Genomic DNA, 16995 nt, shown 5'->3' on the forward strand with positions numbered 1-16995 from the left:
ATTGTAATTAAGTCATAAATTATAACTAAATTAGTCCCTTTTTTAGGTTCTATTTGGCAGCGTTCTTTTGCTTTTTCGGTGAAAATGCTCACAAATAAAAGCAATAAAGCCWTCATTTAAGAAAACTATAATAGGTAGGTGAGAGGTTTTAAGAGCTAAGTAAACACACTTTGAGCTGCTATAAAATGCTTAAGCAAAGTGAGGATTCTGCGAATAGTTATTTTAAAAAAGCTGTGTCAAAAAGTGGGTGAGGATTAAATTAATTGAAAATAATGTTGCCATCGCTGTTTGCTAGAATGGCAACAGGAACTTTAGTTTATAAAAATACATAAGCAGCGGGGAGTAGCATACCGCTAATCACTAATACTGAGCGGCTGCCCCATGGGCTATTTTTACCTTTGATCATAAACAAGCCGCTGATTGCTAAAAACAGCAGCAGCCCAGCAAAAATATCAGAAAAAATCACCCAAGAAGCGGTTGTCTCGTTCAAGTGTAAGCGGTTAAATGCTTGAAATACATGACGAGGCTCAATGGCTTCATAGTTTATGATATCTTGATTGAGTTTAAGGCTGAGGTTGTTACCGTTTTTTAAAAACACCTTAAACTCTTGCGGCGATACCCAATAAGAGGCCTTTACCGGCTCGCTTACATCAGCATGAGAGATAATTTGCTCAATCAGCAACTCGTCATTATCTAATTGCCAAGTTTCATCGCTCACACTGATTTGCTGGTGGCTTACTTTGTAGTTTGGGTTCCAATCATCTTTGTGGTTCACTGCAATGCCAGAAACCGCAAAGATAATCACTAAACCAACACAAAAGTAACCAATATCGCGGTGTAAGTTTCTGTTTAACTTAAACCAGTTGATACTTGATTTGTTACTCAATGATTTCAACTCCGCTCGGTACGAGCTGATAAATAGCCATTGCTTCAGTCACTGAGTTTGCATCAAAGCTTTCGCCGGCTTGCTGCGCTTTGTGAGCAAGTAGCGCTTTAGTGCGGCCAAGGCTAAGCTGAATTTTATCGAGCTTACCAGTTACGATAGCTTTACTTCCTTTAGCCGTCATCGGGAATACCATGTCGCCATCTTCAACTTTGATACGTAAGTTTTCAAAGCGTTTGTCAGATGCAAGCGTCATCCAGCAACCACGTTTTTCGCAAACCCCAGTGATAGTCCCTTCCACGGTAATTGGACTTGCAAGGTAATCGTCTGGTGAGGCCATAACCGTCGAAATTTTAATGAGTTTGTCACTGTCGACTGGATTGCCAAACTGTAAGCTAAAGGCGTGTTGGCTAAAGCTTAAAAGCGCCAATGAAAATGCAATAAATGTTTTTGATTTTAGGAACATAGCGGTTGCTTCTTTAAAAAAATTAAGCCTTAGTTTAAGCAATTTACTTGTATGATAAAAGGCTAATGCGATTAAAAATGATTTGCAATTATATCAAACCTAGATCAATTGCTTTTAATGCTGCACGGGTTCTATCACGTACATCTAGCTTTCTGAGAATAAAAGACACTTGATTACGGATAGTCCCTTCAGACTTATAAAGTGCCTCGGCGATTTCACTATTTGAATAGCCTGCAGCGATTAAATTGAGCACTCTAAGCTCGCTTTTACTTAATTTATCAGGAGTTGCTAAAGAAGTATCGGTTGTTTTAGTGGGCTTATTCAAAATTCGCTCGGTGATCGCAGGAGCTAGCGCTGAGCCACCTTTAGCAAGTGTTTCGATGGCGCTGACCAAGCGCTCTAAATTAATATCTTTTAACGCATAACCCTTAGCGCCATAGCGAATACATTCTAGCACTTGTTCACTATCATCAAAGGTCGTGAGTACCAGTACTGGTTGCCTCAGCTGTTGTGCTTGCATACTTTTCAGTACGCCAATACCGTCTAGAATAGGCATGCGAATATCAAGGAGTACAACATCAATAGAATGTTGCTTGAGCATCTCAAGAGCCGTTTGGCCATTGTCAGCCTCAGCCACGACTTGAATATTTGCTTTAAGGGCGAGTAAGCTTTTTAAGCCTTCTCTTAATAATGTTTGGTCATCAACGAGTAATACCCTAATCATTTTTTACGCCAAAGTATGTGGATTAAGTTTATGAGGTAACGTTGCAGCAATCGCAAACCCATTATTATTTTGTTCAAACTCGATTGCCCCTCGCACTAAAGCTAAGCGCTCTTGCATGCCTGTTAAGCCATTGCCTAAGTTCAGCTTGGGCATTTCGCCGCCGTTATCATAAATAGTGAGATGCACTGAATCAGCTTGGAGGTCTAAGCTTACCGACAGCTCGGTCGCATCACTGTGTTTAATACAATTCGTAATCGCTTCTTGCACAGTATGAAATAACGTTTGTGCCAATAACGTATCACTTATTTTTATATTTTCATCGTAATTGAGTGTGACATTTAAGCCTGTAACATGGCTGCACAGTGAATTAAGCGATGCATGTAAATCAATGGTTTGGTTTGCTCGCATTGACGAGACAGAGTCACGCACATCATTTAATAACAAGCGGGTAATTTGCTGTGCTTTAGTTATGTGTTTTGGTGCTTCATGATTAGCACAATGATTGGCGACTTCTAAGTGAATACTGAGTCCTGTAAGGTGGTGGCCAAGGGTATCATGTAAATCTCTGGCAATACGAATACGTTCATCGCGAGTTGCGGTGTCGTTTAAAAGCGCTTGAGTTGCTTTTAATTCACGTAATAAATGGGCTGCTTGTTCTTTGGCTTTACGCTCAGAAATAAGCCGAGTAGCAAAGCGATAGGCAAAGCTATTGTATAAAGTGAAAGCCAACCCGTTGAGCAATACAAATTGCTTATCAAAGCCATAGTGAAGCGTCAGCGCCATCAAAAAGGGCAGGCAAATGAGTAAATAGAGGCTGGCTTTGTTTGGCTCGTAATCGCTGAATTTAACTAAGAAGATGATCAATAGAATTGCAACAAAGCCAATATTAAATAGCCACATCAATAGCACAACATTAGCGATAGTGAAGTTCAAAATACGGGTTTGATAGTGCTTAAATCGTGATCTGAAAAACTCAAAATAAATTAAAAAAGCAAAAAAGATTATAAATAACACACTGATCAAAAACGTATTTATTGTACTAAAACTTAGCTGCGCCGACTCTGCTCTTTGCGACCAAGCGTGCAGAGTATAAATAAACACAAACCCCCAGGTGATTGCTGAGAGTATGAAATCGCTTCGATGTATCAACGTTTGCAAGAGTTTGTTCATACGCTTAGTTTAATCCGCAATTATTCGTTTATGTATATGACAAATGTCACGATTAAATATGTGACATTTGCAGCAAGTCAGCCCTAATGGTGAGGCGTTAAACTGCATTAAAACACCAATATAGGGACATTATCATGACCAAACATGAATTTCTGCGAAATAGTCTTTTTTCTTATCTGTTGATTGCAGCTCATTGTTTAGCAGCATTATTTGTTGATGATGCCAAGGCCGATGAGCAATCACAGCAATGGCAAATGGAGGTCGGTGCTGCACAATTGGCCATTGATACAGCATGGCGAGATCACGATATTCAAACCATGGTCTTGCCATACTTCAACGCCCGAAAAGGCAACTGGCGCATAGGGCCTAAATATGGCTTAGTGCAATATGCCTTTTTACAAGGCGCAGAATTTGAAGCGTCAATGGGGCTTAGTTTCCGAGATGAAACCTACGATAGCAGTTTAATCTTTAGTGATGAGTTGTCGGATGATGAGGTTTTCACTGACTATAAAGACGGCAAAGGTGAGCTAACCTTCAGAACTCAGCTGCAATATAAACAGCTTTTTGTTCGTTTAGCGCAAGATATTTCGAATCACTCCGATGGACTTACGTTTCTTGCCCGCTATAACCTACCGATTTATGGCCAAGGTTTAGGGTTACAGCTAAGTGCTGATCTCGGTTTTTATTGGCAAGATAAAAAATACACTCAATACCTGTATGGCATAGCTAATGGCAATATCGCCCCTGAGTTTGGCAGATATGAATATCAGCCAAGTGCAGCCCTTAACCCATTTACCTCGCTAAACCTGACTTATGTTTTTAATGAGCAGTGGTCTGTTTTTACGAGCTTGCGGTATGAGCAACTTGACTCAACTATCAAAAAAAGCCCGCTAGTGGGAGAAACTGCCAAGCAGCAATTCGCTGCAACTATAAATTATCGTTTTTAGAAAAAGGGATGAGCAATGAATTATCTACTGAGATTATGCATTTTACTCTTACTTACTGGTTGCAATAGCGCTGAAGAGGAAGTGTTTGACGAAGACGATTTATACCAAGGTGTCTATGAAAATGACTATTATGTTTATAACTTTAGCGAGTACCCGGTTGATTTTTATATGATGAACCTACGAAACAACACACCAACAAGCGCAATTTATAAGGAGCAGAACTTCCAACAATCAATCGATGGCTACGGTGGTTTTGAAAAGCTTAACTTTAAGCGTTCAGTGGTCTCAAAGGTTGGCTTTGCAGCTTTTTATGATGCTGAAATAAAAGCTCATCTACAAAAGTGGGTTGTTAGTGATTTAGCTAATTATGTGATCAGTTATATGGATGGCGAAACGCTGAAACTGGCTTTTTTAGCACGCACTGAGGCTGTAGATAGTGGTGATTACCCTGTGGTTAGGCTGGTTAGTTTTATCGGCAATACGAACTACAGCTATAAACTTGCTAATAGTGAATTAACTGAAGCAACAGCAACAGCTTATATACCGCTAACTCATTGCGCTAGTGACTTACAAATTGCAGGTTTTGAATTTGATTTTTGTAACTTAGAGCAGCGTGGTTACTTAATTGTGCTGCTACCTAATGAGCAACTAGCAATCATCAAAGAGTAGTGCTTTATGACAATTTCGTGAATATTGTGATAATGTAACTTTTTATCGTTTCATTGCTTTATAATGCCTTTTTTATTTGTATGATAAAGCTGGTTTTAGCTTGGAGTTAGCATGGTTTCACGTCGAGAATTTTTAGTAGGGGCGGGCACATTAGCCTTTTTAGGATTATCAAAAAGTGCCATAGGTAAAGTGTCGTTAGGTGATTTAAAAACAACGGCTGTGGGCTTTGGTCCGTTAATTCCTGATCCAGATAAATTGCTCGACTTACCCGAGGGCTTTAGTTATCAAATAGTTTCAAGCCTAGGTGAGAAAATGTCTGATGGGTTTACGGTACCCGATAAAGCCGATGGCATGGGCTGTCTAGCACTTGGTAATGACCGTGTTGCATTAGTGCGAAACCATGAGCTAAAGCCAAAAGACTTAGCGAAAGCTGAAGCAAGTATTGCCAATCATAAAACACCTCTGGCTTTTGATACTAACAGTGACGGTGTGGCGTTACCGGGTGGCACAAGTCATATCGTTTATAACTTAAAGACCCATCAAAAAGAGCAAGAATACCTGTCATTGGTTGGCACTATTCGTAACTGTTCTGGCGGTATTACGCCATGGGGCACTTGGCTTACGTGCGAAGAAACCACCGATACTAAAGCCGATGGATTTAATCAAGACCACGGCTATATTTTTGAAGTACCCGCAAATAGCAAAGGCTTAATTAAACCTGAGCCATTAAAAGCCATGGGTCGATTTAACCACGAAGCGGCTGCTGTTGATCCGCGTACGGGCATTGTTTATTTAACAGAAGACAAAGGTGATAGCGTCTTTTATCGTTTTATTCCAAATGAATATGGCAAGCTGCATAAAGGCGGGCAATTACAAGCTATGGTGGTAAAAGGTAAGCCACAATTCGATAGCCGTAACTGGAATAATAAAGCTATGGGGCTACATCAAGAGCTTGAGGTTGAGTGGGTCAATCTAGATAACCCTGAAAGCCCGAAAGACGACTTACGCCTGCGGGGCTATAAACAAGGTGCGGCACTATTTGCTCGCGGTGAAGGTATTCACTGGGGTGATAAAGAGCTTTATTTCTGCTGTACCAATGGCGGTAAAAAACAACTTGGTCAGGTTATGAAATATCAGCCATCAGAATTTGAGGGCACAGATAAAGAAGCACAGCAACCAGGTAAAATCTCGTTGTTTGTCGAAAGTACTCGCAAAACCCTTTACAACTTTGGCGATAACCTAACCGTGTCACCTAATGGTCATTTAATTGTTTGTGAAGACCAGTATACCGATGTGGTTGATAATCATCTTCGTGGTGTGACACCCCAAGGCCAAGTTTATAATTTTGCCCGCTTAGTGGCGCAAACCGAGCTGGCAGGTGCCTGTTTTTCACCAGATGGTAGCACTTTGTTTGTGAACGTTTACTCACCGTCAAAAACACTTGCTATAACAGGCCCATGGCATCAGTTTAGTGTTTAGTTAAAGCCTATTTAAAATAGCCACTGCGAAGTGGCTTTTTTTGTACCACGAAAATTTATGTTCCTCTTTTTATAATCAGCTGTTCTAGTTAGAATCACTTTGTTTTACAGGAAAAAATAATAAAACCAAAACGGAGTTGATATGTCTGTTACTGAGCAGAGTCGAGAGCAAGTTAAAGATAAGCTAGTTAAGCAAAGTCCACTTGCAGCCGCAATCGGCGTAGCGTGCTGGAGTATCCCAATCATTATTTTATGGATCACAGTATTTTCAATTAAAAGTGCTATTGGGCCAGTAATGTTAGTGATTAGCGGCGTACTCGTTGGCCTAGCCGTTCGTATTCATGGGCGTGGCTATGATCGTATCTTTTCAGTTATTTCACTTATTGCATACCTATCAGTAATCGCTGTTGCGCTCAGTTCGGAGGTTTTGATCAGCGGTACATTGTCTTTATCAATTTATGCTTTGTTATTTGCACTTGGCTCTTGGTCAGCAGCATTTATTGCACGTAAAAGCATTCCATTTATTGACCATAAGTTATTTGCTGAGGTGTATGAATCTGGTGAGCTAGCAGGGTATAAAAAAATCAAAAATCATTGGTTGGTAGTATTACCGAGTACCCTAATTGCTACATCATGTTTGAGTTTTGCAGGCGCCGTTGGTGCATTTGCTCACCAGCAGTATTTGTCTATTGAAAAACAGGTAGAACAAGAGCAACATCAAGCTGCTAAGTTTAGAGCAAAACATATTCCGACGGATGATGAGTTTCTTGCAACCTTGTCTGACAAAAAAGCATTTAGCTATGCTTTTGCCTATTATTCCGGTCGTCACTTTGATGAACGAGGCGTTTATCAAGGGAATTTTCCGCAAGATACATTTAAATCAGAAACTATTTTACGTTATCTCGTTGAACATAAAAATGAACCTAGAGCGCAATTTATTCTGGGAAGAATGCTTGCTTTTGAGCGTGGTGAAGCACTCATGGCAAGCTCAAGACAGAGCGGTGATCAGTTCGCTCGGTTATATGACATTTATCAATTCGGTTGCCATATAGATGCAAAGCAAGGACGTACGCTATTGCAAAGCTTTAAAAAGCTCGTAACAGAGCAGTCGGTGATCATCGATATTCAGCAAATGCAGAGTAATGATTTTCGTGATTATTGCGACATTCTAGATGACACCGAATTTGATTACCGTTATATCCGTGATTACAAAAGCTAATCCCCAAGCTCACTAATTATTAGTAACGGAAAGTTCTTTGCCGAGCGGGGCTGCCAATCTGCAAACTCAATATTATTCACATTCAGTGTATTGAGTGCTTTTTTTGAGTAGCTCCAGCCTCTGGCTTTTTGTGCCACAGCTGCACGCTTTAGCTCTTTAGATAAACCAATCGTTAGCAAGTCATGATTAACCCCGCGTTTTGCATAAAAGGCTTTTTCACGAGCCACGGCTTTTGCAATTATTTCATCGTAATAAGTGCGTAAAGCCTGCCACTTGGTTGTTTTTTCTGGCTCTTTTAAATGGCTTACCATGGCATCAATATCGCTATCTCGCCAGCGAGCCGAAGCGGCATCGCCGTGCCAACCGACAATGGCGCTCTTAGCTATGGTGGTAGGGTTTCCTGCAAGCAATACGTAATTCGCACACGACGAAAAGCAAAATTGTTTTATATGAACTTTTAAATTATGCGCCAAAATTAATTCGGCGAGGTCCATACCTAAATCAACGTTTCCGCCACCACTGGTAATTTGTATGCTGTTTATGCTTGGCTGCTCAGCCAAAAGCTGTGCAACATGTTGATTGTTTTTGGCACTAATTTCGCCCTGATAAATAATGCGCTGCTCGCTTAGTGACACACTGGCAAAGCTTAACCAAGGGATAATTAAAAACAGACTAAAAAATACACGCAACATAAAAAGCTAACCTTATAAATTGTATGATAATGCTATCATGCTTTTAGGGTTTTTTAGCGGCTTTTTTGGCGCTGACTTTAGCTGCGTGTTTAGCAATCCACTTAGTCATTTTTTTCATTAAAGCGGGCGGAAAATCATGACCCATACCAGGCACAACTTTTAACTTACTGCGCTTTATTAACAGTGCGGTGTTGATACCCGCAGACAGTGGCATAACAGGATCAGCGCTGCCATGAATTACTAATGTGGGGGCTTTAATCTTTTTTAGTAATTGCTCGCGATAAGGCGTTGCGGCAATGGCTGCAAGCTGACGTTTAAAGCCAGTTTGATTCGTGTGGGCCCGCTCAATATAGCGCTGTGCGTTGGCGTATAAAGCGTGTTCATCTTGTGGGTAGGCTGGGCTGCCAATGAGTTGGTTGAGCCTAACATTGTAATCAATCGCGGCTTCTTTATTACTGCTTCGGGGGCGTATTTTAGCGAGCTTTACTAGCAGATTAATGTTTGAACCCGAAAACGATAACGGCGAGCTACTCGACATAATTGAAGTTAAGCTCAGTACACGTTTTTTATACTTTGCCGTGGCAATTTGCGCAATCATGCCACCCATCGAAGCCCCCACTAAGTGCGCTTTTTTGATAGCCAGTGCATCCATTAATTCTTTTACATCGCGAGCCATGTCATCGAGCGAATAGGGCAGCTTTGCGCGAATGGGTAATCGGCGGCTAAGCCAATGCTTCACCAGGCTCGGCTTGCCTAACTCATCTAACGATGAGGACAGCCCTGCATCACGATTATCAAAACGAATAACCCGAAAGCCTTTTTCGACCAAGCCAAAATATAGCGACTCTGGCCAAACGGTAAATTGAGCACCTAAGCCAATAATTAAGATGATCACTGGCGCATTTTTATCGCCTTCATCTTGATAACTAATACAGATACCACTGGCTGTAAGGATATGTTCCATAGACTGACAAATAAGCTTACGCAGGTATCATCAGCTTAGTGTGTGAAGTTGGCAGATTAGTGACAATAAAAAGAATACTGATAGTAGGAGTAATTGTGTAGCTAGAAAAATAGACAGCACATGACTGCATGCTGTCTATTTTCAGGGAGTTTTCTTAGAAGTAAGCGGTAACGCCAATCCAGAAGTTACGGCCTTTATCTTTAACGTTGTAGTCGTCTGTGAATGTGACTTCGCTAACTACACCGCGACCTGTTAGGTATTCATACTCACCATCGCCATTTAGGTCGGTATAGCTAGTGCTATATGAGGTGAAATCTTCGTCTAATAGGTTGTTTACACGGGCATTGATTTGCACGTACTCATTTACATAAAACTGCGCACCTAAATTAAGTAGGTTGTAGTTTTTGTAATATAGCGCTTTGTCGTGCACGTTATCCCAACCGCGGTAACGGTCTGAACGATATACACCTTGTAGGTATAAGTTCATAAAGTCAGTCGCTTCCCAGTTTAGTGTAAGGTTTGCCATGTGCTCAGCTGAGTTAGTTAATGGCTGACCTTGTTCAGGACCGCTCTTTTGTTCGCTATCAGTCCACGTGTAGTTACCGTTAACAGACACTGTTTTAGTGATAGTGTATTGACCAGCAATTTCAACACCTTGAAGGTCGACTTCGTCGATATTGATCTTTTGGCTGTAGCTATCGTAGCCAAGTTGATCGTACTGACCTAAGTTCACACAAGGGCGTACATCGTTAGTTTGTTCACAGCTTAAAATAGTGTCGCCGCGGGCAATTTTGTCTTCAAACTTGGTGTTGTAGTAAGTCACATTAATGTTGTGATCGCCATCAAGCGAAGTCCAGTACAGTGCAACTTCAGAGTTCACACTGGTTTCTGGTTCTAAATCTGGGTTACCCGCAAATGGACTTGTGCCCTGACCACCAAATCCGGTGATACCGTCGTAAAGATCAGTGGTTTGCGGCGTTTTATAACCTGTACTTACACCCCCTTTTAAGGTCCAAGTGTCAGAGAGGTTATATACACCGTAAACGCGCGGTGATACTTGGCTGCCAAATACATCATGGTCATCGTAACGAGCACCTAATGTAAAGGTGAAGTTGTCAGTTGCCATCCAGTTATCTTCGGCAAAGATTGAGTACATGTTTTGCTCTTGTACTTGACCTGCTTGGTCACTTTCAAGGCCAAATACGCCGTCTTTTAATTCACCGTCGATAAGCTGACCACCAATTGCTAGGTTATGGCTACCAAAGCTACCTGTGATAGGAATATCAAAGCGTAAGTCATAGGTATATTGGCTGCTTTCAAGTGGGCGAGCAGGGCGCGGTAAGAATGTTTCTTCGGCTAAGTCTTTACGTGCTTGCTCGTCCATTCCTTCATATTCGCCAGTACCATCGTACATAGCTTGCAACTCTAATCGCTCGCTTACACTCAGTGGTAAAGTACGGCCATTGTTTTGCGTATCAACATAAGATACAGAGGCTTTAATCGTTGCCCAATTAAGTTCACCATCATAACTGAGTGACCACCATTCACGGTCAAACTCTTGGTCTGCCGCATAACCTGCGCGCGGGTTTACTTGGCCGCGGCGGTCTTGCCAAATTGATTCAATGTTATCTTTAGTACCAAGCGGGTAAGTAATGGTGCCTGACTCAATGTCGTAGCTTGGCGTGTTGTCGTACACTTGGCTTGAGTTATCGTAATCAAAACGTAAATGATGCGACTCAAACGGTGTATAAGTTAAAGTAAAACCATACTGCTCGTTTGTATTATCAACGGTACGACCGCCACTACCAAAACCTAATGAACGAGCATGTACAACACCATTAGGATCGGTTGCTGGTTCAAATGTTGGCGATGATGCTTGTTGCTCGTAAACGCTGCCGCGTACACCTAAGCTTAATACGTCTTTGATAAGCGGACCCATCACACTAAAGTCAGTGGTAATATCATCACCAAAATCATCGTTTTGTTGTAATGAACGGCTAAAAGATATTGCACCGCTCCAGCTGTCAGTGTGCTTTTTAGTGATGATATTAATTACACCACCCAGTGCATCTGCACCATAAAGCGTTGATGCAGGGCCGCGAATTACTTCAACGCGCTCAATGGCATCGACCGGAGGTACGTGGTTAAACGCGTTACCACCAAAGTTGTTTGGATAAATATCGCCATGGTTGTTTTGGCGTTTACCATCAATAAGTAACAGGGTGTATTCACCTGTTAAACCACGCATACTTACACTGCCTTGGCCTGTTTTATCACGAGTTGTGCCAATGTCGATACCTTCTAAATACTGCACAGCATCAAGTACTGAGGTGAAGGCATGAGACTTAATATCTTCATTAGTGATAATTGAAATACTTGCAGGTGCTTCGGTAACTTTTTGCTCAAAACCCGTTGCAGTAATAACTAAGCGTTCCATATCTTGTTTCGGCTTAGCGTCATCAGCAAAGGCTGAAAAATGTGTTGTTATGGCAAGTGCCAGTAAGCTTGGTTTTATTGATTTCATTGTAGGTTTCCAGTTCTTTTTGTAGGTTATCCCTTTGAGGAACGCTGCGTATACTACAGAAATGAAAAATACAATCAATAACTATTCTTATTTAGATTAATCTTTTTCAAGTTGGCTTAACACTATTCACAATTAAGTTGCGTTTGTTTTTTAGCTAATTAATACGCTGTTACAAACAAGTTTTAGATTAAATACCCAAGGCAGATTCAGTTCCTGTATAGTGTTTTAATCATCATCATAAAAATTAAAATAATGAATTCAGATATCTCTTTAGCGCGCTTTAAGCAGTTTCCTGTGCTTATGTGGATCTTCTTATTTGGCTCGTTTATTACCCGTGGCAGCTATTACATGGTATGGCCATTTCTTGCGGTGATCTTGTACGAAAAGTTTGCTTTATCGGCGACAGAAGTCGGTTTGGTACTTACCAGTGCTGCCGTGATTTCGGTGTTTACCAGTTTTATTGGCAGTAGCCTCTCAGATAAAGTGGGCCGGCATACGCTGATGTACATCACTGGTGTGCTGTATATTATTTCTTTCTCGCTGTTGGCTGAGGTAGAAACCGTGGCCGGTTATGTGATTGTGATGACCTTATGCTCTATTGCGACTGCACTTTGGCGACCACTAACCAGTGCGGCGATTGGCGATATTATTAATGATGCACAAACTCGTGAGCTGGCCATGCAGTCGCTGTACTTTATTGTTAATGTGGGCTGTGCGGTGGGTCCATTAGCTGGGGTATGGCTAGGTTTAACAGGTGAGCAGTCGAGCTTTTATATTACCGCAGGGGCATTTGCTATTTTATTAGTGCTGCTTGTTTGGGGCTTTAATTTTAGTGATAAAGCCGCCAAAAATACTGCCGCAATCGACGAGCCTGAAGAGAAAAAACCAGCTGTACAAGGCAAGCAAATCTTACGTATTCTATTTGCAGATAAGCTGCTGCAGTGTTTAATTTTAGCCAATATTTTGTGCATGTTTATTTATGCGCAAATGGATAGTTCACTCATACAATACCTAACTCGTGCAGAGGCACCCGACCTACTTGCATTGATTTCTGCGCTGATATTTACCAATGCGATAGTGATCATTTCAAGTCAATTTCTGCTGTTAAAAATGATGGCGCGATTTAGCCTAACGGTACGAATACAAATTGGTTTGGCGCTATTGATGGTGTCGCAGTTTTGGCTCGCACTTAATCCAATCGATTTATTCTGGGGCTGGATAGGTGCGATAGTGGTGATGAGCTTGGCCGAAACCATTTTGTTTCCGACGATGAATGTTCACCTTGATAGGCTCGCACCATCACACTTACGTGGAGCGTACTTTGGTGCGGCTTCGTTTTATGATTTAGGATTTGCTTTAGCACCCCTCGGTGGTGGTTTAATTTTAGATTATTACGATGGCCCAACTTTATTCTTTGTAGCGGGAGGGCTTTGCCTTGTGGTGATTTACTTATACGCCATACTCGAAAAGTTACCCAGACCCGATTTCGCAAACCCAAGCTCGTAACCCTTAAATAGCCCCTTTATGGGGCTTTTTACGCTTTAACAATTAATGACAGCGATATCAATTTACGTATTTTTTCCGAGATATTAGTTTGTAGTATCGGCTTATAATGTTAAAAAATTGTTTACCATACCGATAAGAACTCAATGAACGCACCTTACTCTTTGTGCATACGCTCGCTATTATGCTCGGCTGTATTGCTAACACTTGCTGCTTGTGGCGGCTCAGGCTCAGATGAAAAACAAACAACAACCCCTCCTGTAACCGAAACACCACAAAATCAAGCGCCGCAAATCAGCGGTCAATCACAGACTTTACGTGTTGGTGAAACCTTGAGTTTTAGCCCTGAAGTCTCTGATCCAGATAATGACCCACTTACTTTGTCTGTAACAAACTTACCAAGTTGGCTAAGTTTTAATGAAGCCTCAGCAAGTATCAGCGGCACGCCTGAGCAAGTAGGTAAGTATGCAAACATTGAGTTTACGGTCACTGATGGGCAGCTCTCTGCACAGCTTTTGATTGATATTAATGTAGAGGCCAAACTTATTGAAAATACACCGCCAACGCTCACGTCCATCCCATCGGATAGCAATGAAGGCCAAGCTTATACTTACCAGCTAACATTTACTGATGCACAAAATGACACTGTGGTAGTAAGTGAAGTTAGTAAACCTGATTGGCTTAGCTTTGATGCGACTAACCTCAGTTTTAGCGGCACGCCCTTGTTTGCGAATACGGGCGAACAGCAAATTCGTTTTCGTTATTCAGATGGCGAAGTGACGCAGCAGGCAGAGCAAACATTTAACATCGCTGCCAGAGCAAACTCAGCGCCTGTGGTGTCTCCACTGAGTAGTGAAGTTCGTGCTGAGCAGGCTTTGAGTGTGCAGTTAATCAGCACCGATGCAGACAACGATGATGTGAGCTTAACCTTAACAGGTTTACCAACGTGGCTAAGTTTTGATGAGCAAACTAGCATCTTATCAGGCACCGCGAGTAATGAAGAACTTGGTGAACATAAATTCACAATCACAGCCTCTGACTCACGTGTACAGGCAAGCTTTGAGTTTGTGTTAAACATCACCCAAAGTTATGTGGCCGAGGCACTCGAAACGGGTAATGCGCTGGTTGTTCCAAACAGTGAGTTGCTACTTGATGCTGCGCTTAATGAAATAGATACCCACAAAGCGCGCTTTCAAAGCATTAAAAATAGCTTATTTGCTTTTGGCTCAAGCTCCGCTCTTGATGAATTAAACTGGTATCCAACATGGGATGCAACGCTATTAACTGCCACTTATCCATTCAATGAGCCAGTTCTACTTACCAACAATAGCTGGCAAGATGGTTACGAGACAAAAGTCAGAAACCTTGCTGTAGTTGGAACTAGTGATGGGGAGCAGGGCCGTTACTTGGTATTTGGTAGTAATCCTTATCGAAATACCATTAACGAGCAAATGACTCAGTTTTTGAAAAACAGCACCACATGGTTAGCTGGTAGAGAAATAACCGCAGAGCAGCCACTTAAACTTGTATTAGCGCAACTTGATCAAAGCTATTACTTTCAAGATAGGAGCAAAACGCGAGAGTGGTTTGATAGTCAATATGAAGGCATGGTGAGCTATAACGACAATACAAGTTGTGACAATGACGCTTTAGCGGCGTGTTTAACAACTGACACGGATGTACTGATTATCTCTCAGCATGAGCGTGAAGGATTAAATATTGAGAATGTTGTGGCTGCAGTAAAGCAAGCGCAAGCAAATGATATAGCGGTGATCTATATTCAGCGTGATGGTAGTCAAACAGCACTAGGTAAAGCGCTATTTGAATTACTCCATGTGAGCGTTGCAGGTGATAACTATTGGCACCGATTAGAACTGGCACAGTGGAACCCAATTGCTATCAACGACAGCTTGCCAACTGATGCGCAAACTATTAAAGACTTACTTAGCCGCTTTAAAAGCAGCGAATTTAGTGTTGATTTAAGTGCCTGTGATAATCGTAGCTGCCCAGCTGAAAGCCAATATCAGCAACAGTTTAGTGATGCGGCAACGATCATTAATTCGGTTTTTAGAGGTTTTGACCAAGCGAAAACAGATATCTTTACTGAGCAGGGCTATCGCTTTTACCAGTTACTGGCGCTGCTTGCAGATCATTATCGCCAAGTTGTGAGCTTCCCGATGGATAAGCTAAGCACCGATAATACAAGCTTCTTTCGCGCACTGTTTACTGATCATGCGGTATTAAATATACGTAAAGTTAATCCACTTCAAGTTGATATGGGGAATTTCAGCCGTAGTGATTTTAGTCATGTAACACCTAAAACCGTCACCGTGAATATGCAGAGTAAGGCGTATTTTCGCTCAACGGGTGTGTATGCCTTGCCGGGGCAAACATTTGCTATTAAACGCACCGATAATCAAGCAGTGAATACCAAGGTGTTTGTTAATACTCTGCGTGATGGCGCAACACATTACATGAGCAGCAATGGCTATAATCGACCCGCTAAATTGCAGTCGGTTCATGTGCCTATAGAGACAAATGAAACGGTCTATTTTACGTCACCTTATGGTGGGCCAATTCAAATTGAGTTTGATCAAAATGATTTAGATGTCAGCTTTGAATTTAGCAATGTAGGTGAGCACCCGTATTGGCGCAGTAGCAGTGATGATGAGCGCTTTGCTGAGTTGCTTGAAAAAGGTGACTATGATTGGGCTGAGGTAGCAACCGGTGGTTTTGAGGTGCATTCAAAGCTCGAGAAAATGCGTATTTCAATTAACGATGGTTATTGGCCTGTAGCGTCTGACTTCGCCCATGCAGTAGAGCGTTATACTCATAACTATCCGCATGTACTTGCTGGTTTCAAAGGGCCGGGCATCGATGTGGTTAGCGAAATTCATGACTTTGCGAGTGCACGCAATATTGAGGTGCAAACAATTGATATTGTAAAACATATGAATGCAGACCAACCGACCTGTGGTTGGGGTTGTTCTGGTAATCCGTATGACGCAGGTTGGAATTTTAATCCAACTGGGCATGGCGATATCCATGAATTAGGGCATGGACTTGAAAGAGGGCGCTTCCGTATCGAAGGGTTTGGTGGCCATTCAAATACCAACTTTTACTCCTACTACAGTAAGTCGAAGTTTGAAGATGAAACCGGCTTTTCGGCATCGTGCCAAAACTTGCCATTCGAGAACTTGTTTGATCATTTACAAGCCAGTAAACAAAGCGCAGACGCATTTGCTTATATGCAAGGTTTAGCGATGTCAGAGTGGTCGCAAAGTCACGCTATTTATTTACAAATTATGATGGCCGCACAGGCACACAATAAGCTTGAAAACGGCTGGCATTTATACCCTCGCTTACACATCTTGGAGCGTGCGTTTAATCTAGCTGATAACAGCGAGACTAATTGGCAGGCACAAAAAGATGCACTTGGCTTTTCAAGCTACAGCTTGTCGGAGGCACAAAGCATAGGCAACAATGATTGGCTATTAATAGCGCTTTCAGAAGCAGCCGAGCTCGATTTGAGCAACTACTTCAGCATGTGGGGCATGGCAACGTCAGACAAAGCAAAACAGCAGGTTAAAGCAAAAAACTACACGGTATTAGGTGATGTTTACTATGCCTCATCTGCCACAGGTTATTGCACGACGTTAAATCAAACAGAGGTTGCAATTGATGGAGCTCAAAGCTGGCCTGAATAATACACCGCTTTGTTAAGTTGATTGGTATTTGTATTTAAAACGCCAGCGA

At 41.9% G+C, this 16995-nt stretch carries 13 protein-coding genes; 6 read left to right on the top strand and 7 right to left on the bottom strand.

Annotation, left to right across the window (positions count from 1 at the left end):
* Window positions 1–316: 316 nt before the first annotated feature.
* The 4 genes from L1D51_RS15290 to L1D51_RS15305 form a co-directional block, all read right to left on the bottom strand.
* Window positions 317–886, bottom strand: coding sequence for a PepSY-associated TM helix domain-containing protein (locus tag L1D51_RS15290; RefSeq protein WP_054561184.1), 570 nt, complete (start codon window positions 884–886; stop codon window positions 317–319).
* A complete protein-coding gene (locus L1D51_RS15295; RefSeq protein ID WP_054560702.1) occupies window positions 879–1349 on the bottom strand; it encodes a DUF4920 domain-containing protein in 471 nt (156 codons plus the stop codon). The genes L1D51_RS15290 and L1D51_RS15295 overlap by 8 nt, the downstream gene beginning before the upstream one ends.
* An 88-nt stretch (window positions 1350–1437) precedes the next feature.
* On the bottom strand, window positions 1438–2073 hold the full coding sequence (locus L1D51_RS15300) for a response regulator (protein ID WP_054560701.1): 636 nt from the start codon (window positions 2071–2073) through the stop codon (window positions 1438–1440).
* A gap of 3 nt (window positions 2074–2076) precedes the next feature.
* Window positions 2077–2973, bottom strand: coding sequence for a sensor histidine kinase (locus tag L1D51_RS15305; RefSeq protein ID WP_239964055.1), 897 nt, complete (start codon window positions 2971–2973; stop codon window positions 2077–2079).
* A 404-nt stretch (window positions 2974–3377) separates the two neighbouring features.
* On the opposite strand from L1D51_RS15305, the gene L1D51_RS15310 reads away from it, so the two are divergent.
* The 4 genes from L1D51_RS15310 to L1D51_RS15325 all read left to right on the top strand — a co-directional run bounded on the left by L1D51_RS15310 (window position 3378) and on the right by L1D51_RS15325 (window position 7556).
* Complete coding sequence (locus L1D51_RS15310) at window positions 3378–4190, top strand: MipA/OmpV family protein (RefSeq protein ID WP_239964056.1); 813 nt, start codon at window positions 3378–3380, stop codon at window positions 4188–4190.
* A gap of 15 nt (window positions 4191–4205) precedes the next feature.
* Window positions 4206–4859: a hypothetical protein gene (locus L1D51_RS15315; protein WP_239964057.1), complete on the top strand. Its 654-nt coding sequence runs from the start codon at window positions 4206–4208 to the stop codon at window positions 4857–4859.
* 111 nt (window positions 4860–4970) lie between these two features.
* Window positions 4971–6338: an alkaline phosphatase PhoX gene (locus tag L1D51_RS15320; RefSeq protein ID WP_239964058.1), complete on the top strand. Its 1368-nt coding sequence runs from the start codon at window positions 4971–4973 to the stop codon at window positions 6336–6338.
* Window positions 6339–6479: 141 nt separating this feature from the next.
* The gene (locus L1D51_RS15325) at window positions 6480–7556 is read left to right on the top strand and encodes a hypothetical protein (RefSeq protein ID WP_239964059.1); all 1077 of its coding nucleotides are present in this window, start codon (window positions 6480–6482) and stop codon (window positions 7554–7556) included.
* Here L1D51_RS15325 and L1D51_RS15330 read toward each other — a convergent pair.
* From L1D51_RS15330 to L1D51_RS15340, 3 genes are all read right to left on the bottom strand, one after another.
* Window positions 7553–8248, bottom strand: a complete 696-nt coding sequence (locus L1D51_RS15330; RefSeq protein WP_239964060.1) for a hypothetical protein — start codon at window positions 8246–8248, stop codon at window positions 7553–7555. The genes L1D51_RS15325 and L1D51_RS15330 overlap by 4 nt on opposite strands.
* A gap of 43 nt (window positions 8249–8291) precedes the next feature.
* Window positions 8292–9212 (bottom strand): alpha/beta fold hydrolase, encoded by a 921-nt coding sequence (locus L1D51_RS15335; RefSeq protein ID WP_239964061.1) that lies wholly within the window; start codon window positions 9210–9212, stop codon window positions 8292–8294.
* A 154-nt stretch (window positions 9213–9366) separates the two neighbouring features.
* Window positions 9367–11736 (bottom strand): TonB-dependent receptor domain-containing protein, encoded by a 2370-nt coding sequence (locus L1D51_RS15340; RefSeq protein ID WP_239964062.1) that lies wholly within the window; start codon window positions 11734–11736, stop codon window positions 9367–9369.
* Window positions 11737–11988: 252 nt separating this feature from the next.
* Here L1D51_RS15340 and L1D51_RS15345 point away from each other — a divergent pair, with 252 nt between their 5' ends.
* Both L1D51_RS15345 and L1D51_RS15350 read left to right on the top strand, forming a co-directional pair.
* Window positions 11989–13242 (top strand): MFS transporter, encoded by a 1254-nt coding sequence (locus L1D51_RS15345; protein ID WP_055021275.1) that lies wholly within the window; start codon window positions 11989–11991, stop codon window positions 13240–13242.
* A gap of 143 nt (window positions 13243–13385) precedes the next feature.
* The gene (locus L1D51_RS15350) at window positions 13386–16946 is read left to right on the top strand and encodes an ImpA family metalloprotease (RefSeq protein WP_239964063.1); all 3561 of its coding nucleotides are present in this window, start codon (window positions 13386–13388) and stop codon (window positions 16944–16946) included.
* Window positions 16947–16995: the final 49 nt, after the last annotated feature.

It is taken from the genome of Pseudoalteromonas shioyasakiensis, from assembly GCF_022398475.1.
Classification (GTDB): domain Bacteria; phylum Pseudomonadota; class Gammaproteobacteria; order Enterobacterales; family Alteromonadaceae; genus Pseudoalteromonas.